Source organism: Draconibacterium halophilum (genome assembly GCF_010448835.1).
GTDB classification, from domain to species: Bacteria; Bacteroidota; Bacteroidia; order Bacteroidales; family Prolixibacteraceae; genus Draconibacterium; species Draconibacterium halophilum.
The window spans coordinates 2,201,814-2,224,909 of the sequence record NZ_CP048409.1; the positions used below are offsets into that span (position 1 = coordinate 2,201,814).

Annotated in this window: 17 protein-coding genes and 1 CRISPR repeat array; of the genes, 9 read left to right on the top strand and 8 right to left on the bottom strand. The window is 38.1% G+C overall.

Going from position 1 to position 23,096, the window contains the following annotated elements; translation table 11 throughout:
- Window positions 1-2: 2 nt before the first annotated feature.
- The 6 genes from hisC to G0Q07_RS08930 form a co-directional block, all read right to left on the bottom strand.
- On the bottom strand, window positions 3-1,034 hold the full coding sequence (gene hisC / locus G0Q07_RS08905; RefSeq protein WP_163345760.1) for a histidinol-phosphate transaminase: 1,032 nt from the start codon (window positions 1,032-1,034) through the stop codon (window positions 3-5).
- A gap of 46 nt (window positions 1,035-1,080) precedes the next feature.
- Window positions 1,081-1,368: a GIY-YIG nuclease family protein gene (locus tag G0Q07_RS08910; RefSeq protein ID WP_163345761.1), complete on the bottom strand. Its 288-nt coding sequence runs from the start codon at window positions 1,366-1,368 to the stop codon at window positions 1,081-1,083.
- A 34-nt stretch (window positions 1,369-1,402) separates the two neighbouring features.
- Complete coding sequence (gene hisD / locus G0Q07_RS08915; RefSeq protein WP_163345762.1) at window positions 1,403-2,689, bottom strand: histidinol dehydrogenase; 1,287 nt, start codon at window positions 2,687-2,689, stop codon at window positions 1,403-1,405.
- 102 nt (window positions 2,690-2,791) lie between these two features.
- Window positions 2,792-3,649: an ATP phosphoribosyltransferase gene (gene hisG, locus G0Q07_RS08920; RefSeq protein ID WP_163345763.1), complete on the bottom strand. Its 858-nt coding sequence runs from the start codon at window positions 3,647-3,649 to the stop codon at window positions 2,792-2,794.
- Between the two features lie 588 nt (window positions 3,650-4,237).
- A complete protein-coding gene (locus G0Q07_RS08925) occupies window positions 4,238-4,609 on the bottom strand; it encodes a hypothetical protein (protein WP_163345764.1) in 372 nt (123 codons plus the stop codon).
- A gap of 129 nt (window positions 4,610-4,738) precedes the next feature.
- Complete coding sequence (locus tag G0Q07_RS08930) at window positions 4,739-5,551, bottom strand: LytR/AlgR family response regulator transcription factor (RefSeq protein ID WP_163345765.1); 813 nt, start codon at window positions 5,549-5,551, stop codon at window positions 4,739-4,741.
- Between the two features lie 187 nt (window positions 5,552-5,738).
- Between G0Q07_RS08930 and G0Q07_RS08935 the strand changes: the two genes are divergently transcribed.
- Window positions 5,739-6,851: a 6-bladed beta-propeller gene (locus G0Q07_RS08935; RefSeq protein WP_163345766.1), complete on the top strand. Its 1,113-nt coding sequence runs from the start codon at window positions 5,739-5,741 to the stop codon at window positions 6,849-6,851.
- Window positions 6,852-6,865: 14 nt separating this feature from the next.
- On the opposite strand, the gene G0Q07_RS08940 is transcribed toward G0Q07_RS08935, so the two are convergent.
- On the bottom strand, window positions 6,866-7,219 hold the full coding sequence (locus G0Q07_RS08940; protein WP_163345767.1) for a hypothetical protein: 354 nt from the start codon (window positions 7,217-7,219) through the stop codon (window positions 6,866-6,868).
- Window positions 7,220-7,421: 202 nt separating this feature from the next.
- Here G0Q07_RS08940 and G0Q07_RS08945 point away from each other — a divergent pair, with 202 nt between their 5' ends.
- Window positions 7,422-7,763, top strand: coding sequence for a single-stranded DNA-binding protein (locus G0Q07_RS08945; protein ID WP_163345768.1), 342 nt, complete (start codon window positions 7,422-7,424; stop codon window positions 7,761-7,763).
- A 244-nt stretch (window positions 7,764-8,007) separates the two neighbouring features.
- Here G0Q07_RS08945 and G0Q07_RS08950 read toward each other — a convergent pair whose 3' ends face one another.
- Window positions 8,008-8,664, bottom strand: a complete 657-nt coding sequence (locus G0Q07_RS08950) for a CAP domain-containing protein (RefSeq protein WP_246223031.1) — start codon at window positions 8,662-8,664, stop codon at window positions 8,008-8,010.
- A 506-nt stretch (window positions 8,665-9,170) separates the two neighbouring features.
- Here G0Q07_RS08950 and G0Q07_RS08955 point away from each other — a divergent pair.
- From G0Q07_RS08955 to cas2, 7 genes are all read left to right on the top strand, one after another.
- Window positions 9,171-10,937 carry a hypothetical protein gene (locus G0Q07_RS08955; RefSeq protein WP_163345770.1) on the top strand — a complete coding sequence of 589 codons (1,767 nt, stop codon included), beginning with the start codon at window positions 9,171-9,173 and terminating at the stop codon, window positions 10,935-10,937.
- Window positions 10,938-11,252: 315 nt separating this feature from the next.
- Window positions 11,253-15,284, top strand: coding sequence for a type II CRISPR RNA-guided endonuclease Cas9 (gene cas9, locus G0Q07_RS08960; protein WP_163345771.1), 4,032 nt, complete (start codon window positions 11,253-11,255; stop codon window positions 15,282-15,284).
- A gap of 30 nt (window positions 15,285-15,314) precedes the next feature.
- Entirely contained in the window at window positions 15,315-15,770 is a 456-nt protein-coding gene (locus G0Q07_RS08965; protein ID WP_163345772.1) for a hypothetical protein, read from the top strand.
- A gap of 154 nt (window positions 15,771-15,924) precedes the next feature.
- Window positions 15,925-16,581, top strand: coding sequence for a hypothetical protein (locus tag G0Q07_RS08970; protein ID WP_163345773.1), 657 nt, complete (start codon window positions 15,925-15,927; stop codon window positions 16,579-16,581).
- Window positions 16,582-16,655: 74 nt separating this feature from the next.
- Window positions 16,656-17,279 (top strand): transposase, encoded by a 624-nt coding sequence (locus tag G0Q07_RS08975; RefSeq protein ID WP_163345774.1) that lies wholly within the window; start codon window positions 16,656-16,658, stop codon window positions 17,277-17,279.
- Between the two features lie 49 nt (window positions 17,280-17,328).
- A complete protein-coding gene (gene cas1, locus G0Q07_RS08980; protein ID WP_163345775.1) occupies window positions 17,329-18,219 on the top strand; it encodes a type II CRISPR-associated endonuclease Cas1 in 891 nt (296 codons plus the stop codon).
- Between the two features lie 56 nt (window positions 18,220-18,275).
- The gene (gene cas2, locus G0Q07_RS08985) at window positions 18,276-18,614 is read left to right on the top strand and encodes a CRISPR-associated endonuclease Cas2 (RefSeq protein ID WP_163345776.1); all 339 of its coding nucleotides are present in this window, start codon (window positions 18,276-18,278) and stop codon (window positions 18,612-18,614) included.
- A 220-nt stretch (window positions 18,615-18,834) separates the two neighbouring features.
- Window positions 18,835-23,085: a CRISPR direct-repeat array (repeat unit 36 nt; unit sequence GTTGTGGTTTGATGTAAAATTGAAACGATATTCAAC).
- Window positions 23,086-23,096: the final 11 nt, after the last annotated feature.

A 23,096-nucleotide genomic window follows, 5' to 3' on the forward strand; every position in this document is an offset into this window, starting at 1 on the left:
CTTTAAATTAGTTTTTTTAGTGCACTTAACAGGTTTTCATTTTCTTCTGATTTGCCTATTGTTATTCGCAAACTTTCGTTGCACAAATGTACTTTCGAACGATCGCGAACAATAATGCCTTCCTCAACCAGGTAGTTATAAATTCCCCGTGCATCGTACATTTTTACCAGCAGGAAATTCGCGTCGGATGGATAAACTTTAACCACAAACGGAAATTCAGCAAGAAGTTTCTCCATTTTGTCGCGTTCGGCCATAAGTAACTTTACCCATTTCTGAACCGTTACTTTTTTATTGAGCAGTTCCATGGCTTTTTCCTGCGTAAGAATATTCAGGTTGTATGGGTATTTTATTTTATTCAGGATGCTGATTAGTTCGATGCTTCCAAAGGCCATTCCCAAACGAATTCCGGCCATTCCCCAGGCTTTCGAGAACGTTTGCAAAATAATCAGGTTGGGGTAGTGTTCTAATTCTCCCAACAGGGTTTTTCCCGGAGCAAAATCGATATATGCTTCATCAACTATAACCAGCCCTTCAAATTGATTAGCTAATTCCAACATAGCTTCTTTTTTCAAACTGTTCCCTGTTGGATTGTTGGGCGAACATAAAAATATCAGTTTGGTATTTTTGTCGGTTTCTCCAAGAATGTCGTTAATATTCAGCTGAAAATCTTCGGTTAGTGAAACTTTGCGAAGTTCAACACCAGAAATATCGGCAGCCACTTTGTACATGCCGTAAGTTGGGTCGATGGTTACCACATTTTCTTTTCCCGGCTCACAAAAGGCACGGATTAGCAAATCAATAGGTTCATCGCTGCCGTTTCCAAGGAAAATATTTTCTGATCCTACTTTTTTCAGAACGGCTATTTTTTCTTTAACCAGTCGCTGCAACGGATCCGGGTAACGGTTGTAAGGTTCGTTAAACGGGTTTTCGTTGGCATCGAGAAACACCATCGCATCGCCACTGTACTCGTCGCGTGCCGATGAGTACGGCTTCAGGTTTTTTATGTTCTCTCTTAATAAATTATTTAGTTCCATAACATGTTTTGTACGTCATGCCGAACTTGTTTCGGCATCTGTTTTTTTATCTTATTCCCCAATAAAGATCATTCATTTCAGGATTAACAGATTTTATAAGGTTGATTTTCCAATTCCGATGCCAGTTCTTCAGTTGTTTTTCCCGATCGATGGCCTGGTAAATATCCGGAAAATCTTCGTAGTAAATTAAATCTGTTAGTTTATACTTTGATGTAAACTCTGAACCAACTCCATTTTTGTGATCAGCAATCCTTGTTTTCAGATCACTTGTTACACCAATATAAAATGTGGTTCTTTTTGAATTACTCATTATATAAACAAATCCTCCTTTCATAATTGAGAACCTGAAACAAGTTCAGGTTGACGTTCTAATCAGCTAAATATTTCAAACGTAAAGTTACTGCATTTTTGTGCGCTTCAAGTTGTTCAGTAGTGGCCATTTTCTCAATAGCGGGGCCAATTGCTAAAAGTCCTTCTTCACTAATCTCCTGGAATGTTATCTTTTTCAGGAAACTATCCAAATTTACGCCACTGTATGATCGTGCCCAGCCATTGGTTGGCAGGGTGTGATTGGTTCCCGAAGCATAATCGCCTGCACTTTCAGGGGTGAATTCTCCCAGAAATACCGATCCGGCGTTGGTGATTTTTTCAGCCAGTTCCATATAGTTTTTTGTGCTGATGATCAAGTGTTCCGGTGCATATTCATTGATTAAATCCACTCGATTAGTATCATCTGTTACAACAATCAAGACACTGTTAGAAAGTGCTTTTTTTGCCAGTTCTTTTCTTGGCAGTTGAGCAACTTGAGTCTCAACTTCGGCAATTACTTCCTTTAATGTTTTTTCGTTGTTGGCAACCAGCACAACCTGGCTATCGGCGCCATGCTCGGCCTGCGACAAAAGATCGGAAGCAACAAAAGCCGGGTTCGAAGTTTCGTCGGCAACTACCAGCACTTCAGAAGGACCGGCGGGCATATCAATTGAAACCTCATTCATGCTAACCAGTTGTTTGGCAGCCGTTACGTATTGGTTTCCAGGACCAAAAATCTTGTAGGTTTTCGGAACGGTCTCCGTACCGTAAGCCATTGCTCCGATAGCTTGTACACCGCCCAGTTTGTAGATTTGTGTTACGCCTGCAACCTTTGCAGCATACAAAATTGCCGGATGGATATTACCATTTTTATCGGGTGGAGAACAAAGCACAATTTGTTTACAACCTGCAATTTTTGCAGGAAGCGCCAACATCAATACTGTTGAAAAAAGCGGCGCTGTTCCGCCCGGAATATACAATCCAACTTTTTCGATAGCTACCGGTTTTTGCCAGCAGGCTACGCCGGGCATGGTTTCCATTTTCCTAACCTCCGGCTTTTGAGCATTGTGGAAAGCGTTGATATTGTCAGTGGCCATCGTGATGGCTGCTTTCAATTCCTGATCTACAGCAGCTTCTGCATTTGCGATTTCTTCTGCTGATACCTGAAATTTATCCAGTTTAACACCGTCAAAACGTTCGGTGTACTCCAGAAGCTTTACATCGCCCTGTTCACGAATTTCAGTCAAAATATTTTGTACGCGTCCGTATAATTCCGATACATCGAAAAGTGGGCGTTTTAAAATATCGGTCCAGGTATTTCTATCCGGATTTATGTAAGTCTTCATGAAGTCGTTTTTTTTGTTTTATACCATAAAAGCCAGGTTGTTGCCCGAAAATAGCAAATTATTGTCTTAGCCTTTTATAAGGATTGTGTCAATCGTTCAAGTTTAAAAAATCATTTTCTCGATAGGAACAACCAAAATTCCTTCAGCACCGGCTTTTTTCAGTTTTACGATAACATCCCAAAATTCGTTTTCCTCAATTACTGAGTGCATCGAACTCCAGCCTTCTTTTGCCAATGGTACCAAGGTTGGTGCCTTCATTCCCGGAAGCAACGAAGTCACTTTTTCAATTTTTTCGTTTGGAACATTCAGCAGGATGTATTTTTTACCTTCTGCACGTTGTACCGATTCAATTCTGAAAATGAGTTCGTCAAGAATTTCCTGCTTTTTAGCTGAAAGGTTTGGATTGGCAATTAATACCGCTTCCGATTTCATTACCACTTCAACTTCTTTCAGGCGGTTGCTTACCAGCGTTGATCCCGAACTTACAATATCGAAAATAGCATCGGCCAAACCAATTCCCGGTGCAATTTCTACCGACCCGGTAATTACGTGAATCTCTGCAGTGATGTTGTTCTCATCTAAAAATTTTTTCAGAATAACAGGGTAGGAGGTAGCAATTTTTTTGCCGTTGAAGAATTCGACTCCCGGATAATCAATTGATTTTGAAATGGCCAGCGACAAGCGGCACTTCGAAAAACCAAGACGTTTGGCGATAACCACGTTTTCTTCTTTCTCGGCCATTTCGTTTTCGCCAACAACACCAATGTCGGCAACTCCGTCGGCAACGGTTTGTGGAATATCATCATCGCGCAAAAACAAGGCATCCATTGGGAAGTTTCTCGCTTCCGATACCAGTTTACGTTTACCAACACTCAGTCCTATTCCGGCCTCGTTGATCAGGCCCATTGAGTCTTCGTTTAATCTTCCTTTTGTTTGAATAGCAATTTTAAGTTTTTCCATGTCTGTTTTATATAAAAAAAGGCCTGCCTATTATGGCAAGCCTTTATTAATTAATATCGTTGAGTTTGAACAAAACAATTACAGCCTACCCGATGGTTGGTTTCCCCAATGATGGCCGTGATGTATTGTTCTTCCTGTCATATCTGTTATTTGGTTGCAAGTATAATTATAATATTGAATTCAGCAAGCACCTGTGGTGTTAATTTAAAATTAAAGTTAAGTAGTTTTAATTTCCTGATTTCTTAAAGATGGTTGAATTGTTTGTCGTTTGACATGAGGTAACCAAGGGATTTTAATCTAATAATTCCCCTTGGCTTCGCCATGGGGTTCCGCTTTTTCTCCCCGTTTGAGGGGAGATGTCAGCCTTTATGGCTGACAGAGGGGTGAAATAAAGAAAATTCGAGTTTCAGCGATTTAGCTGAAATAAAGTTGGCGTATTACCCTTGGCTTTGCCACGGGGATAGTAAATTTTAAGAATTTTCTTTATTGAAAAGAATCGATTTATAAGTAGGGTTCCAACTTCAGAAGGGCAAAAAAATGCCGCTGTATTTTATGTTGCAGCGGCATTTTATGTTGTTACAAAAAATGTTATTTCACCTTTTTTGCCGTAATTGGCATTTCGCCTTCAGGCGTGCTTACCATCCCTTTCATGTTTTCGCCATCTACTTTTAGTTTCAGGGTAACATAATTGTAATCTACATAAAGCCCACATTTTAGGCCCTCTTCGCTATAGGCGATCTCTTTCAGATCGATTTTGTATCCATCGTCCAGTTTGATATGTCCAGCCAGCTGGCCTTCTTTTTCTTCTATAACTATTGTTCCGGCATTATAACCGTATGGCGCACTCGGAACTTCATATTTCCATTCACCAATAACATCATCGTTGGTTTTGACTTCTGTCGCCTGAGCCAAGTTCCCTGTTAAAAACAAAACAAAAACAAAGAGCAGTAATTTTTTCATTGCATTAATTTTAAAAGTTTAGAATTTCTTATTTTCAGTTATTTAGACGAAAACAAATTTGATGTTTTACTGCGATTATTACAAACTAAAGGGATGAATTCGGCTATTTGGGGATGAAAAAAACAAGAATCAGGACAGAATATCTAAAAAACGAGACGAGTATTTTTCTGAAACTGGAATTGTTTTATCAATGGAGCGCAAATGCAGGTTTAGTTTCTTTTTATTTTTTTGAATAAATTCGATATTTGAAGTATTAACCATGTAGGAACGGTGACACCTGAGAATACCTTCGGAAGAATACCGGGACTCCAGGTTTTTCATTGTATTTCGTAAAAGCTGACGTTTGAATTTTTTTTCAAGCAAAAAGTTAACCGTAACATAATTATCTGTTGACTCGATATAAAGTAAATCTTTAGCAAGAATCGAAAATTTAGTTTTCCCTTTATCGTCTTTGAAAGCTAATCGTTTGTTTTCTAAAGGTGTAGAAAGTAGATTTTGCAAAGCCTCTATTTGCTCGAGGTGTTTCTTGTAATAAATAATTAAAAGCGCGAATGAATAGGGTATTAGAATTCCGAGGACGGTGTATTTTAATGAAAACAGAAAGTCGTTTATGAAGTTGCCGATAGGATTTCCGTAAAGAAAGATGTATACCAGGCTGATTAGAATAATTTCGATAAACAACCAAAGAAGATATGTTTTTACCCGAAAGTTTGATTGTTTAAATAGTTTTCGAAGTGGAAACTGGGTAAACAAAAATACCAGAGCCGTAACAATACCATAACTTGAAAGCCTTAGTGATTGAATAAGTGGCGAATCGGAATACCAGCGGCCAATGTTCCAGGGCTTAAATACATTTATAAAAAAGATGCTGAATGCAAGGATAATAACAATAAGCAAGTACCTGTCTTTTTTCCGGTCGAGCAAACTGAAGTTGTTATTCAAAAATTTTAGGTTCAACGTATTGCTGTTTATTTGTCAATATTAAATGTTTGTTTCAAGATTTCAAAAAAAACAATTTAATTATTCTCTTGTTGGTGATTCCCAATTAATATTTATTGCTTTGTGGACTCAAAGGCATGGAATTTGTAAACACACAACTCAATTCGTTAATAACAGAAATATTAAAGTCGTGAAATATACAATTATACTTCTATTACTCTTCGTGCTATTTTTTAATTCATGCACTGAAAAACCGGCTGATAATAGTGATTTGCCTGAAATTCTGCTAAAAAAATCGACAGATATTTTACCCATCTCAAGTTTTGTTGAAAATCTCGATTACCTGGAATTAAAAGTTAATGAGGCAGGAATGGAATTTGGCGATATTATTAATGTTAAAGAATTGGATGGTGATTTGATCATTCATCAACGCCGTGCCCGGGAAATCAGTTTTATTCGGTTTACACAGAAAGGCGATTTTATCAATACAATAGTAAGCAATAAAGAGGGAAGTGGTAAAATAAGGAAACCACTGGATATTATTTCATACCAAAAAGATTTTGCAGTGTTGGCTGACGACGGAATTTATAGTATTGGTAAAGACGGTAAATACAAAACAAAATTAGTAGCTGGTAAAATGCCGGGCAGTAAATTCTTCGAATCGAAAAACCAGTTTTTTGTGGTGAATGATGTACCGGATTATGGTTTGTACACTGTTTATTCTGAAAACAGTAAAGCAAAAAATATAACGTTTCCTGGAGAGCGATTAAAAGATTTGGGGCGTTCGAATCTAGCCGTTTCCGGTACTAAAAGTGTAAAGTTGGTTTCGTCGTACAGTGATACGGTTTTTACGTACAAAAACACCGGTTTTAAACCGGAATACCTGATTGAAAGTGATGGTTATCCGTCGTTTGCTGAAATGTGGCGAAACACCGGCGATAAGAACGATATTGAGACCTTGAAATACATTCACAACACACACCACTCGAAAATAAAAAGCTACTTCGAAAACAGCAACTATATTTTTCTTACGTATTGGTTAGGTTCGCACCAAACCACAGCCTTGATTAAAAAGAATGGTTGGGAACCGATGTATTTTGATGAGGCGGTTAATAATATAGATGGTGGTATTTGGGACAATCCTTTATTTCTTTCGCAAAATAATGAGCTTTACATTCCTATTACAGCCTATAAAGTTGGTGGGCATAAAATATCGGATAAGCGTCATAATGAATTTGAGAAAGTTCAGTTGCATATTGCCGCTACGGGAAACCCGCTTATAATGCGTTGTAAACTAAAATAAGTGGAGTGATTAGTTTATTGCTCTTTTTTTACCAGCATTAGCTTATTCCCTTCCAGTTCTGAATAACCCTGATCGTATACAAAATAATAAACACGGCCGGTTTTAGTGGTGTAAATATTCGTGAAATAGGTAAAGTTGAAACCTTGTTTCTTGAGTTTACTCTTGTAAGTTATTCCTTTTTCTTCCGGGTTTAGTTCTTCCAGAATCGAGTGATTGTTTTTAAGAATGCGGTTGATTTTTCGGATGTAATTGGAGGCCCCGCCCACCTTTTTATTGTTGTAGGCATTGCGGCAACTGTCGTTACAAAATTTTTGATCGGCTCGTCCTTTTAACGGCTCTCCACATTCAAGGCAGGCTCTTATTTCCATTTTTTATTGATTTAGTTTGAGATGCTAAAATGCTAATATACAAAAATATATCCGTTTGTAAACGTTTACAAACGTTTATTGTCGACTACAAACGTTTAAAAACCGGCTAAGCTTCACCAGCCACTCTACATTTGTTTCAACAATTGCGTTACAGGACTCGCATAAGATACAGTCCTACATTATTAACTAAAAAATAAATATCATGAATGCATTAAGAAACAGCGTAAGATTGTTAGGTAACCTGGGAGAAGACCCAAAAGTAAAAAGATTAGAGAGTGGAAAAGTAGTTGCCAATTTTAATATCGCAACCAACGAAATTTATCGCGATAGTAACGGGAATAAACAAACCGAAACAACATGGCACCGATTGGTAGCTTGGGGAAAAAATGCAGAAGTTGCTGAGAAATACCTGAAAAAAGGAAAAGAAATTGCCATTGAAGGGAAATTGACAAACCGCCAGTGGGAAGATAAAAATGGGGAAAAGCAATATATGACTGAGGTTGTTGTTAACTCCTTGCTGATGCTGGATAAAGCATCAAACTAGTAAACCGGAAACCGTTAATCTCAAAAAAACAGTAGTGTTACCATTTGTAACGCTACTGTTTTTTTTCATCAGAAAGTTCCTCTCCCTAAAAGTTCCACTCTCCCTAAAACATTTTTACAGGCATTGGTCCTGGTGGTGGCGCTGTTATATCCATGTCATGGAATTCCAGTACCATTTTTTTTAAAACTATTTTCAAATGCCCCTTCCGATGTTGCGTTTTTCTTATACTGTTGATTCAGTATTTCTACTTACTTTCCATGCCGCCGGCAAAATCCATCACACACATGGTATTATAACGCGGATGTGAACCGCATGCCACACCGATACTTTTAAAATCAGGTTGTAAGAGATTCGCACGGTGTCCGCGGCTTTTTACACCATCATCGATCAATAGGAAAATGACGATTTGCTGTGCTGAAGTATTTCCATAAGCAATATTCTCGGCAATACGAACCTGCCATTTTCCATAGCGTTCAATCCGATCTTTTAAGTTCGATCGATTTCTTCCGGTGTGCCCTGTTTTGCCGGTTTTTGACTGGTCTTTTTGATGATCTTTGGCCGCTTTGGTCAAAAGTTTGTCGGGATATAAAACCGGAACAGGGCTGGCTTTTTTCAACACACGCACACATTCTTGTAATGCGCTAATGCCTTCCTGGGTCATTATCGATTTGTCGCCGGGGTAATGCAGCACCTTTCTTTCGTAGTATTTAGCCAGTGGAGCAATGTGTTTTTCGGCATATTCCGAAGGATTAGACCTGAACAAGTTGATCTCATATATCACTTCCTTTTCCAGATCAGTCAAGTAATTCGCATCGACTGCGGTGTTTAATGTACGATCTCTTGTTGTCTCTTCAGCTGAAACTGACAGACTCAAAGCGATTAAAAATAGTGCGATTCTCATTTTCACGATTATACTTTTTAGAATGAAATCTTTTATGCAAATACCATGCTGCTATTTACTTTTCTATCCCAGATGGTAATTACACACCGGGTCTTATTATCTACCCGCTGGTCGTGCGTTGAAACTACAAACGTTATTTTTTCATCTTTATTAAGTTACTCCATTAATATCGGGCAGATTTTCGGTAGAATAAGAATCAAGATTGGTAGTAGGCTCCCCGGTAAGAGAAATTGTGTCATCTGTTTTTCTGATAGCGTCGAATGGTTCCGGACTTTATGCGATTTCTTATGTTGGAAGAGTGAACGGTTGGCCAATCGAAATATTGAATATTAGACGATAAAATTCGAATAACAGAATAAAGGTTAAGTATAAACAGGAAAATAGTTGAACAATTTTGGTATTGCATCAATAGTTGCAAGCAAATGTAAAATAACTTGTTTTCTTTGCTCCCAATTTTTTAAACAGAACCGGGGCATAATTAACCCCGATTTTATATATTTACGTACATGAAGATATTTGAAGGACATTCTTTTCATATACCCGTTCTGGGTGTAGGATATTCAATAGACACTCCTGTAAACGTTGCTCCATACGGAATTTCATCAGTGATTTCGTTAGTTGACGATGGAACAATTGAAAAAATGCGCGAATTTTACTGCAACAAATTTGATATTCCGTATAAGGCTATATCGAAAAAAGTAGAAGACTTTAGGGCAGAACGAATTACCTCCTACCTAAACGTGGTGGAAGAGATTGTGAACAGGAAAGTTGAAGAGCTTAGAAATGCAACATCGAGTGCAAGTGGCGAATTGGAAAAGTACATTGATATGCTTCCTAATACTTCGTCGTTAAAATCGAAATTTGCCGATAGAGGTCGTATTGCTGCCGACGATTTTTCAAAATGGGTGAAAGAAAAATTGCATGTGGGGTCGATTGATGTAAACATCATGACAAAACTGGATCAGGCACACTACAAAAGTGGCGAGCAATTACCGATAGAACAGAACGATGCACATGCTGCTTTACGTGGTTATGCCAACAGTAATTTAAGTTCGTCGCTGGTACTTTCTGCCGGAATGAGTCCGCGTTTGTACAGCTACATCGAGAATTTTAAAGACTTTTTCCCCGATGTGAAAGGTAGGATTAAAAAGAAAATTATTCTGAAAGTGAGCGATTTCCGTTCGGCTTTTATCCAGGGGAAAATGTTTGCAGCAAAAGGTTTGTGGGTGTCGGAATACCGTATTGAATCGGGAGTAAATTGCGGCGGCCATGCTTTTCCAACTGATGGAGTTTTATTTGGACCTATTTTGGAAGAGTTTAAACAAAATCGCGAAAAACTTTTTAGTACTTGTGCCGAAGCTTATAAGGCGGCACTCACCAAAAAAGAAATGCCGCAACCGGCTGAAGAGCCAGAGCTAAAAGTTACCGCTCAGGGCGGGGTAGGCACCAGCGAAGAGCATAATTTCCTGCTTGATGAGTACAATATGGACAGTGTGGGTTGGGCAACTCCGTTTATGTTGGTACCCGAAGTAATAAGCATCGATACAGAAACGATGGATATACTGGCTAAGGGAAAAGAAAAAGATTATTACTATAGCGGATTATCGCCACTTGGTGTTCCTTTTAATAGTATTAAAGGGGCATCGATGAGTAAAAGAAGGTTGCAACTTGCCCAGGATGGAAAACCTGGAACACCTTGTACTAAAGGGTTTTTACGTTATAATACTGAATTTACCGAAAAGCCAATTTGTACCTCATCACGCCAATATCAAACACTTAAATTACAACAACTGGATGAAATGAATTTGCCGGAAGCTGAATACAAAAAGGCCTACGAAAAAATTATTGAGCCCGAATGTTTGTGTATAGGTTTAAGTGTTTCAACTCTGCTTTCGAAAGGAATGGAAATGAAAGATGCCGAAAAAGTAACGGTTTGTCCGGGGCCTAATTTGGCTTATTTCTCAAAAATTTCGACTTTAAAAGAGATGGTTGATCATATTTACGGACGTATTAATTTGCTCGATAAAGGTTATCGGCCGCATATGTTTTTGAAAGAACTGAATATGTACCTCGATATTTTTAAGGAGCGAATGGAAGCTTTTCAAAAAAATATGGATGATGTGAAGGAAAAGCGTAACCTGGCGAAGTTCAAAAAGAACTTGATGGCTGGAATCGACTATTACAAAAATCTTTTCGGCGAAAAGAAAAAGGATGTTGTTCAGGATATGGAAAAGCTGGTTCAGAACTATTCAGTGCTGAACACGGAATTGTAATTGTTTTTAATTACCATACAAAAAGCGGAATTCATTTAGTTGGGTTCCGCTTTTTTTGTTGACATCAGACCTTCAAGGTTTTTAAAACCTTGAAGGTCTCGTTGTTAAAAAAAGGCAAAAAAAACTCCCACCGAGGCGGGAGTACAGGAATTTTTTTCCTTCGGCATATAGCCTTATTGTGATAAGATGTAAAATTGAATTCTATGTTTTTGAACAGATGCTTTATAAAAGCTAGGCTAATGTAATACATTTTTATTAAAATCTATTTATATTTAACAACATAATTCTTTAAAAACCTTAGAAACGCATTGTAAAATGGCTAAAATTTTAGGACTCGACCTCGGAACAAACAGCGTTGGATGGGCTGTTGTAGAAAAACAAGATGGAGAATTCTCTTTGTTAGATAAAGGAGTACGAATTTTTCAGGAAGGAGTAAAAATTGAAAAAGGCATAGAAAGTTCGAAAGCGGCTGAACGAACAGAACACCGCAGTGCCCGAAGATTGAAATACCGTAGAAAACTACGCAAAATAGAAACTCTTAAAGCGCTGTCGGAATATGGTTATTGTCCGCATCTAGCAAGTGAAGAATTAGACTTATGGCGATACAAAAAGATATATCCCAAAAATATTAGTTTTCGTAACTGGTGGCATACCGATGAAGATTCAGAAAAACACCCTTATTTTTTTCGGAAACTGGCAATAACCCGGCAATTAGATTTAAACAAGGAGGAAAATAAATACAAATTGGGCCGTGCTTTTTACCATCTGGCACAACGAAGGGGGTTTTTCAGTAACCGTTTGGATTCAACGCCTGAGAATGAAACAGGAAAGGTAAAAAGTAGTATTAAAGAGTTACAGGAAAAGAAGGGTGATAGAACATTAGGCCAGTATTTTTATGATGATTGTTACTTAAAGGGAGAAAAAATAAGAGACCAGTATACAAGCAGGGAAGATGATTACCTGGATGAATTTAAGCGTATATGTGCATTTCAGAATATCCCGGAAGAATTGCAACAAAAATTGCACAAAGCCATTTTTTACCAGCGTCCGTTAAAGTCGCAAAAAGGTTTGATTGGCAAATGTGTATTTGAACCAACTAAAGCCCGATGTGCCGTGTCGCGGCCGGAATTTGAGGAATACCGAATGCTTTGCTTTATCAATAATATTAAAATAAAGACACCCGATGATGAAAAGTTAAGGATTCTTAATGCAGAAGAACGAAGTAAAATAGTGCCTCGCTTTTTCTTGCAACGCGAACATTTCGATTTTGAAGATTTAGCCAAACAACTTGCCCCTAAAAAGCAATACAAATATTACAGGGACAGGAACAAAAACCCTGAGGATTACTTGCTGAACTATTCAATGAAAACCACGGTTAGTGGCTGCCCTGTTTCAGCAAGGTTCAAGGATCTGTTTGGGGGTGAATTTATTGATGAAGATTTTAATTACATAAAAGGCGGTAACAACAGAACTCCTAAGTTTGTTTCGGATGCCTGGCATGTACTCTACACCTTCGATTCAGATAAGAAACTAAAAGAATATGCACAAAAGCATTTTGATTTTAGTGAGGATAAAATGACTTTATTTTCGCAGAAAATTCACCTAAAACAAGATTTTGCATCGTTGAGCCTGAAAGCCATCAATAAAATTCTTCCTTATTTGCGTGAAGGTTTAATATACTCACATGCAGTCTTTTTAGCCAATATGGAGGAGACAGTGCCTGCTCATGTTTGGAAAAATGAAGAGAATAGAAAAATAATAAGAACTACTATTAAAGAGATTATTGAAAACCATTCTGACAATACCACAATCGTAAATATGGTGAATGGATTTATTACCAATGCCCGTCGAGAGAATGAGGTGTGGAGCGAAGAGGCTAAACACTTGTATTTTAACGATCTTGACAGAAAAATTAAAACGGTCTTTGGAGCAAAGCGTTTTGAAACCTTTTCCGAGTATAAAAAGAATAATCTTATCAATACGACGCAACGACTTATAGCTGAATATATGCCTAAAAACCTTGGGAAAGGAGAACATGTGAAAGCTGAGCGCCTTGACGAAGCAGTTCTAACATTTCTGGGTGATAATTTTGGGGAAGAAAATCTTAATGCAAAAAAATTATATCATCCTTCGGCGATTGAAACCTATAAACCCGCCAAAAGGGGAAAAGATGGCAGGCTCTATCTCGGTAGCCCCATGACATCATCGGTACGCAACCCGATGGCTATGCGTGCGCTACATCAACTTCGTTTGGTAATTAATGAACTGATAAAAGCAGGTACAATTGATTCCAATACTAAAATTAACATTGAAATGTCGCGCGGTTTGTTAAATGCAAACGAAAGAACAGGTTTGAGGCGCTGGCAAGACGACAGGGAGAAAAAACGTAAAGAATATATTGAACGAATAAAAGAACATTTCTCTCCAGATTATCAACCCTCGGTAGATGAAGTATTAAAATATCAACTATGGGAAGAACAAAGACGCATTTGTCTGTACACGGGCAAACCTATTAATATTGAAGATTTTCTGGGTTCTGACCCCCGGTTTGATATTGAACATACCATCCCACGCAGTCAGTCGTACGACAATTCGCAGGAAAACAAAACGCTTTGTGAAAATGAGTTCAATAGAAAGACTAAAAGAAACAGAATTCCATCCGAATTACCGAACTCCGCTGAAATATTAGTTCGAATAGAGCACTGGAAAGAAGAAATAGAGAAACTGGAGAAGGAGATTCAAAAGGCGGTTCGCCAATCGAAAGGGGCTGGCGATAAGGATCAAAAAGATAAAGCTATTCAAAAACGACATCAACTTTCCTACGAGCGCAACTATTGGAAGAATAAATACAAACGCTTTACAATGGAAGAAGTGCCGGAAGGTTTTAAAAACAGCCAAATGGTAGATATTGGCATCATTACTAAATATTCGCGGCTATACATGAAAACCGTTTTTCCAAAAGTATATACGGTAAAAGGCAACACCGTTGCCGATTTTCGTAAAATGTGGGGATTACAGGATATTTACACAAAAAAAGCCCGTGTTAACCATGTTCATCATTGCATTGATGCCATTACAATAGCTTGCATGGATAAAAGTAATTACGAAACTCTGGCAAAATTTTATCACGACAGTGAAGATGCTTTTGAACGTGGACATGAAGCTAAACCTGAAGTTGAAAAGCCCTGGCTAACTTTTGCCGAAGATGTAAAAGATATTGAAAAAGAGGTGCTGGTATCGCATCATACACCCGATGTACTGCCCAAACAAAGCAAAAAGAAACTGCGAAAACGCGGTAAAATTCAATACAATAAAAATGGAGATCCCATTTATTTAAAAGGCGATACTGTGCGGGGGAGTTTGCACAAAGACACCTTATACGGCGCAATAAAACGAGAAGAAACAAATAAAAAGGGCGAAATAGAGGAGAAAATTAAATATGTTGTCCGTAAGCCTTTGGATATGGTGGAAGATAGCAATATTAAGAATATTGTTGATGAACGTATTCGCGAAATTGTTGCGAATGCCCGAAAAGAAGAAAAGAATCTCAAAAAAGAGATAGAAGCATTAAAAAAGAAACTTCAGAAAGCTGAAGAACGCGAAGAAGCTGGGCTAAAGCAGGATATTGCAACTATTGAAGAGCAGATACGATTATTGTATTCTCTGCCGAATAAAAACGGCACTCCTGTTCCCATAAAAAAGGTAAGGTTACTCCAACCTTCCGTAACCAATCCTTTACGCATTAAAAAACAGCGCGATAAATCGCAAAAGAACCCGAAACCCTGGAAAGAAGATTATTTTGCCACCAACGATGGTAATTACATGATGGCAATTTATGAAGGAAAGGATAAAAAAGGGAAGCTAAAACGCGATTTTGAGATTGTTAACAATATGCAGGCAGGCGAGTTTTTCAAATACTCTGTTCAGAATATTTTAAAAGCCCAGGAATTGGGAGAGGCTGATAGTTTATTTCCGCAGAAAAAGATAGCCGGGAAAATTGATTTGCCATTTAAAGCCATTATAAAAGTGGGCACTATGGTAATGCTTTGGGAAAATACTCCGGATGAAGTTTGGGATATTTCAGCTGAGGAAATAAAAAGGAGAATGTATAAGGTTGTTGGTCTTTCTCAGCAGATTATTCAAGGAAAATATTTCTTTGCTACTATAATAATGAGGTTTCATCAAGAAGCTCAGCCAACAACTGAATTAAAAGTTAAAGATGGTGCATTCGAAATGAATGAGAATTTTAAGCCATATCGAAAAATGAATCATAATCAGTTTAATGCACTAATAGAAGGAGTTGATTTCGAATTAACACCTTTAGGCAAAATAAAACGATTAAAATGAACCACCCAATCCTTCAAGGCCCCAAAAACCTTGAAGGATTACGAAAGAACCGAAAAAACACCCAAAGGTCGTAAAGACTCTTCGGGGGTGATGAACCAAAACTTTTCCAAAGTTTCTGAAACTTTGGAAAAGTTACTGCAACAACAAACCTTTCGGAGTTTTACAAACCCGAAAGCATTTCAAGCCCAAAAGAAAGAAACCGAAAAACAACACAAAGTGTTAAAAACCAAAAAACAAACAGAACCAACCGTCAGGTTTTGCTACAAACCGCCCGGAAATGTCGCGAACCATCGGGAAATGCCATTGAACCACCCGGAAATGGTAGAAAACCAGGCAGAATTGGAACAAACCAAACAGAAATGCAACAAACCGGTCAGAAGCGGAAAAAACCGCCCGGAAATGCAACACTACCACGTCGTGTCGCATTTCTGTTCCGTTTTTAGCATTTCCGGAAGAAATTTTCTGAAAAAGCAGGACTCATTGTAATACAATTCAATAAAACGACCCTGAACAGTGGATTGAATGGATATTTGTGGTTAACCTTTACCTCATTTTCCAAATTTTCCGATGTTCGCCCTTAAGCTGCCAATAGTGCAGGATACGATGTTAATTTTTCAAAAAGAAACAAAATCATTTATTTATGAACACGTCAGAATTGACCATTGAAGAAATCATTTATGAATCGGGATTACGCATTAACAACAGTTTAAGCGACCGAAAAGTGTTGAATGCGGTATCGCCACTTGGATACACCGAAACTAAACTTACCGAAGGAGCTGGCCTGTTAAGCGAGGCTACCACCTTAGTTGAAACCCAAAAACGCGAGTATGGCGAGGTTGATGCCGCACAAAATGCCTACGAAACCCAGCGAGCAGAAGCCCATAGCAAATACATGGATTTGCTGGCCATTTGCAAAATAGCCTTTAAAAAGGATGTAAAGGCCATTTCAACACTCGATTTAACGGGGCGCCGGGCCAGTACCCTCAGCGGATGGCTGAAACAAACCATTGGTTTTTACCGGGCTATTTTGGCCAACGACGAATGGAAAGCCGCACTGGCCACCTATGGGCAAACCGAAGAGAAAATTAGTGCCGAACTGGCCGAAATTGAGGCCGTAGCAAGTGCATCGGAAAACAAAAAGAAAGAAATGGGCGATGCCCAAAATGCCACCCAGGAACGCGACGAAAAACTGGAAGAACTGGCCGAATGGGTAAACGATTACGAAGTAATTGCCCGCATTGCGCTGGCCGATAAACCGCAGTTGCTGGAAAAACTGGGTATTGTGGTGAAAGGGTAAACTCATATTTGAATCAGATCTCAGACCTTTAAGGTTTTTAAAACCTTAAAGGTCTATATAAATGAATTAAAGAAATGAAAACTATCCCACTTGAATACGGCAAGTTCTATCACGTTTATAACCGCGGCATTAATGCTTGTAACCTGTTTCGCGAGAACGAGAATTATGAATATTTCCTGCATTTGTGCGATAAGTATATTTCACCGGTTGCCAATACGTATGCGTGGGTGTTAATGCGGAATCATTTTCATTTGCTGGTTCGGATAAAAACTACCCGGGAACTAAACCTTCAAGGTTTCGAAAACCTTGAAGGTTTGAAAGGAACAAACCGAACTTTTGTAAACCAACAATTTTCAAATCTTTTTAACGCCTACACCAAAGCCATAAACAAACGTTACCAACGCACCGGAAGTTTGTTTGAGCACCCTTTCCGAAGAATTAAAATTGAATCGGATGCCCATCTGAAATATTTGGTGTACTACATCCACCATAATCCCATTCACCATGATTTCTGTGAACATTACCTTGATTATCCGTGGAGTTCGTACCTGACAGTTATTTCACCTAAAACAACAAAACTAAGCAGGGCCGAAGTGCTAAAGTGGTTTACTGATAAGTCGAATTTTGAAAAATTTCATTCGCAGGAAGAAATTAAAAAGTTTGATGAATTAAAGATCAGTTGTCAGGGAGACCTTTAAGGTTTCTGAAACCTTAAAGGTCTGGAGGTAACCTAAAAAACCAATTATCATGCTAAAACGTACACTATTTATTTCAAACCCCTACTACCTGTCGTTAAAAAACAGCCAATTACAGGTAAGCGAGCGGGGAGGGATGGTACTAAAAACCGCTCCGGTTGAAGACATCGGCTTTCTGGTGCTCGACCATCCGCAAATCTCGTTTACCATGAAACTGGTGGAAGAACTAAGCGAAAATAATGTGGCAACCGTTTTTTGCGACAGCAAACACATGCCCTCATCGATGTTGTTGCCGCTTGATGCCCATCATATTCAAAACGAATTGTTCAGGGCACAGATAGCCGCCTCGGAACCATTAAAAAAGAACCTCTGGAAACAAACTATTGAGGCCAAGGTGAAAAACCAGGGCAGGCTGCTCGATAAACTGGGGAAGAAAAGTGTGCAGCTTAAAAACATTGCAAAAGCAGTTAAAAGCGGCGACAGCGATAACCGCGAAGGTTTTGCCGCACGCATTTACTGGATCGCCCTGCTGGGCAAAGATTTTATTCGCGACCGCTATGGCGAGCCACCCAATAATTTTCTGAATTACGGCTATATTCTGTTACGCTCTGCTGTAGCCCGGGCATTGGCCGGATCGGGACTGCTGGCCACTCTGGGCATTCACCACCGTAACCGTTACAATGCCTTTTGTCTGGCCGACGATATTATGGAACCTTACCGCCCTTATGTAGATGAAATTGCTTTCGACCTGAACGAAAAATACCCCGGAACTTTTGGTTTGGAAAAAGAACATAAGGCCGAGCTACTTCAATTAATGACAGTGGATGTTAATATTGGGGAGAACAAACGCCCGCTAATGATTGCTTTGCAGCAAACCACCGCCTCGCTGGCACGGTGTTTTGCCGGCGAACAACGTAAAATATGTTACCCTGTTTTTGAATAATTTTTTTACAGACCTTGAAGGTTTCAAAAACCTTCAAGGTCTAAAATGCAATCACTATGCATCGCATCCGCTTAAATGCCTATCATATTATGTGGTTATTTGTTTTTTTCGACCTCCCGGTTACTACCAAAAAGGAGCGCCGCCTGGCAAGCCGTTTTCGTAAAGACCTGATGAAAGACGGTTTTTCGATGATGCAGTTTTCGGTGTATAACCGCCATTGTGCCAGTAAAGAAAGTGCTGAAGTGCACATAAAACGGGTAAAAAGTTTCATCCCCGAGCACGGCCAGGTGAGCATACTTACGGTAACCGATAAACAATACGGAAACATTATAAACGTGTGGGGCAATAAATCGAGCCCCTTGCCCGAAGGCCCCAAACAACTCGAAATGTTTTAACCGGCACGAATAAACCTTCAAGGTTTCTGAAAACCTTGAAGGTTTGACCGGAAAATGTTACATTCGTAAACCGTTCTTTGATATTTTGACGGAATATCAATTATACAACATAGAATAAAAAAAACAATACATCATTCCGCTTCCCTGCCGGAGAAAGGGCATAATCTACCTTGTAATTTTACCTGAAACACCAGTAAAAACAGGAGATACCCACCCCTTGGTTGTGGTTTGATGTAAAATTGAAACGATATTCAACTTGTTTTGTGAATACGATTTCATGATGTTTGTTGTGGTTTGATGTAAAATTGAAACGATATTCAACTTATTAACTGAATGGCCCTACTGGTTTCCGGTTGTGGTTTGATGTAAAATTGAAACGATATTCAACAGAAACTATAACACTCGACCACGGCAAAGAGTTGTGGTTTGATGTAAAATTGAAACGATATTCAACCAGGTCGTTAAAGCGGCCTCCTTCAGCGGTGTTGTGGTTTGATGTAAAATTGAAACGATATTCAACTGCTGCTCCTTTTTGGGCTCATTGTCAACGGTTGTGGTTTGATGTAAAATTGAAACGATATTCAACCATCGAAAACACTGCCACCTATTGAATTAGTTGTGGTTTGATGTAAAATTGAAACGATATTCAACCGATGTCTGAAGCACGAAGTATCTGGTAATGTTGTGGTTTGATGTAAAATTGAAACGATATTCAACGGATCCGGAGAAAGCCAAACGTTACGGCAAGTTGTGGTTTGATGTAAAATTGAAACGATATTCAACGCTCCTTTTACGCATCCAGTCGTGGTAAAAGTTGTGGTTTGATGTAAAATTGAAACGATATTCAACATAAAACAAATGTGTATACCACACCGCACAGTTGTGGTTTGATGTAAAATTGAAACGATATTCAACAAAGTAACTTTGAAAGTGAAAGATGCAATGGTTGTGGTTTGATGTAAAATTGAAACGATATTCAACAAGGCATAATAAATGGCTATTGGCCGATCGGTTGTGGTTTGATGTAAAATTGAAACGATATTCAACATTCATGAGTTATAGCTGCTGTTCGTAATAGTTGTGGTTTGATGTAAAATTGAAACGATATTCAACTTTACGCATGCATCAAAAAGCGCTCGACCGGTTGTGGTTTGATGTAAAATTGAAACGATATTCAACTTTCTTTTGTTCTGAAACAGTAGCTTCAAGGTTGTGGTTTGATGTAAAATTGAAACGATATTCAACATTCATGAGTTATAGCTGCTGTTCGTAATAGTTGTGGTTTGATGTAAAATTGAAACGATATTCAACTTTACGCATGCATCAAAAAGCGCTCGACCGGTTGTGGTTTGATGTAAAATTGAAACGATATTCAACTTTCTTTTGTTCTGAAACAGTAGCTTCAAGGTTGTGGTTTGATGTAAAATTGAAACGATATTCAACGAAAAAGTAACAGACAGTTACACCATTTCGGTTGTGGTTTGATGTAAAATTGAAACGATATTCAACCATAATACAATATTACCACAGGGGGCAGGGTTGTGGTTTGATGTAAAATTGAAACGATATTCAACGCGGCGCAAGGATGGGAGTATGTTACTGTAGTTGTGGTTTGATGTAAAATTGAAACGATATTCAACTTACACGAAATTGGAGAAACAACCATTAAGGTTGTGGTTTGATGTAAAATTGAAACGATATTCAACATCATTTATTTCAATCTTAGAGGCTGCTTTGTTGTGGTTTGATGTAAAATTGAAACGATATTCAACATAACAAATTTACACTTGTCCTATAATTGAGTTGTGGTTTGATGTAAAATTGAAACGATATTCAACGGTAAAGCGGAAAGCCTCAAAATCTCCGTAGTTGTGGTTTGATGTAAAATTGAAACGATATTCAACTAAAATATGGTGTTGGTGAAGATCCCATCAGTTGTGGTTTGATGTAAAATTGAAACGATATTCAACATTACCTTCTCAACAGATCCACACAGACAAGTTGTGGTTTGATGTAAAATTGAAACGATATTCAACAAAACAATTCACAACAACTACTCAGGCAGGGTTGTGGTTTGATGTAAAATTGAAACGATATTCAACACTACTAAAGCACCCCATTTCATTTTCATGGTTGTGGTTTGATGTAAAATTGAAACGATATTCAACAATACTGTTTAAAGGATTGGATGATCCGGAGTTGTGGTTTGATGTAAAATTGAAACGATATTCAACTGGTTTATCTACTTCAATCAATGCGCCCTGGTTGTGGTTTGATGTAAAATTGAAACGATATTCAACTGAACTGATTTTATTGTTTGAAAGACCCAAGTTGTGGTTTGATGTAAAATTGAAACGATATTCAACTCCAAACCATAAATTGAATAACTTGAACCAGTTGTGGTTTGATGTAAAATTGAAACGATATTCAACAATAAGATTTGTGCTGATGGAAGATGAGTGTTGTGGTTTGATGTAAAATTGAAACGATATTCAACGGTTAGGATTCACACCGTCAGAACCGTCGCGTTGTGGTTTGATGTAAAATTGAAACGATATTCAACACTTTACGTATTACTAACAGCTTTTCACGGGTTGTGGTTTGATGTAAAATTGAAACGATATTCAACTTCAAAAAGTCTACAGGTACACAGCAGGGTGTTGTGGTTTGATGTAAAATTGAAACGATATTCAACTCACGCAGTTGGATTGCAGAAATACCGAGGGTTGTGGTTTGATGTAAAATTGAAACGATATTCAACACTAATTACAGAACTAAATTTTTATGTCATGGTTGTGGTTTGATGTAAAATTGAAACGATATTCAACAAACTTCAAGAGATACCTTATTCGGAGAAGGTTGTGGTTTGATGTAAAATTGAAACGATATTCAACTTGCAATCGAATTTAAAAGGCATTGCAACGGTTGTGGTTTGATGTAAAATTGAAACGATATTCAACCTGTAAATTTGTTTGGTCGCTACATTAAAGTTGTGGTTTGATGTAAAATTGAAACGATATTCAACAACGACCCCACTTGGCGCGAGGCTATCGAGGTTGTGGTTTGATGTAAAATTGAAACGATATTCAACACCTAAATGGTGAGCAAAACCTTCAGCGTAGTTGTGGTTTGATGTAAAATTGAAACGATATTCAACACGATGTCGCTTTAAGTTCGTAACAGTATGGTTGTGGTTTGATGTAAAATTGAAACGATATTCAACCATCGTGCGGTTTTGGAGGAGAATGTCAAGGTTGTGGTTTGATGTAAAATTGAAACGATATTCAACCTAGAAAAATTGTTATCAATTGAAGGAAGGTTGTGGTTTGATGTAAAATTGAAACGATATTCAACGAATGGCTGGTGTTGTCGCGTCCAAAATAGGTTGTGGTTTGATGTAAAATTGAAACGATATTCAACTTAGTACGGTTCTCCATGCTCCTGCTGCTGGTTGTGGTTTGATGTAAAATTGAAACGATATTCAACTCTAAAAACAGCGGGTCGGCCATTAGTTTAGTTGTGGTTTGATGTAAAATTGAAACGATATTCAACCAAACACATAAAAGAGGTTTGCAGGCTGGTGTTGTGGTTTGATGTAAAATTGAAACGATATTCAACCGAATTTGCGGAAGCAAACACCCCGGACCGTTGTGGTTTGATGTAAAATTGAAACGATATTCAACCCATTGCTGGTCGTTGCTTTTTTCTGCCATGTTGTGGTTTGATGTAAAATTGAAACGATATTCAACTGTTAGAAGTAGTGAATCAAGCAATGCACTGTTGTGGTTTGATGTAAAATTGAAACGATATTCAACGAAATGGAATTTGTAATTGTGCCAAACACGTTGTGGTTTGATGTAAAATTGAAACGATATTCAACCTAAAAGCAATCATATTAAAAGGAGGTGTGGTTGTGGTTTGATGTAAAATTGAAACGATATTCAACAAGATTGAGAAAAGGTGATAATGTAACACGTTGTGGTTTGATGTAAAATTGAAACGATATTCAACTCTTTCCTGATTTGGGCATTTGCCAATACCGTTGTGGTTTGATGTAAAATTGAAACGATATTCAACGTACCATCAGATTCCAAAGAAACCCAATCAGTTGTGGTTTGATGTAAAATTGAAACGATATTCAACAAGTAACTTTGAAAGTGAAAGATGCACTGGTTGTGGTTTGATGTAAAATTGAAACGATATTCAACACACCGGCGAATTAATTAACCCGAAGTAAGTTGTGGTTTGATGTAAAATTGAAACGATATTCAACAAAGGCGCGGAAGTCGCCCACACCATCGAGGTTGTGGTTTGATGTAAAATTGAAACGATATTCAACAAATCTGAAAACTTTGAGTATACCTTTAAGGTTGTGGTTTGATGTAAAATTGAAACGATATTCAACCCACAGAACCCGTTGTTGTTTGTCTTACAGGTTGTGGTTTGATGTAAAATTGAAACGATATTTATTTATTCAGACCT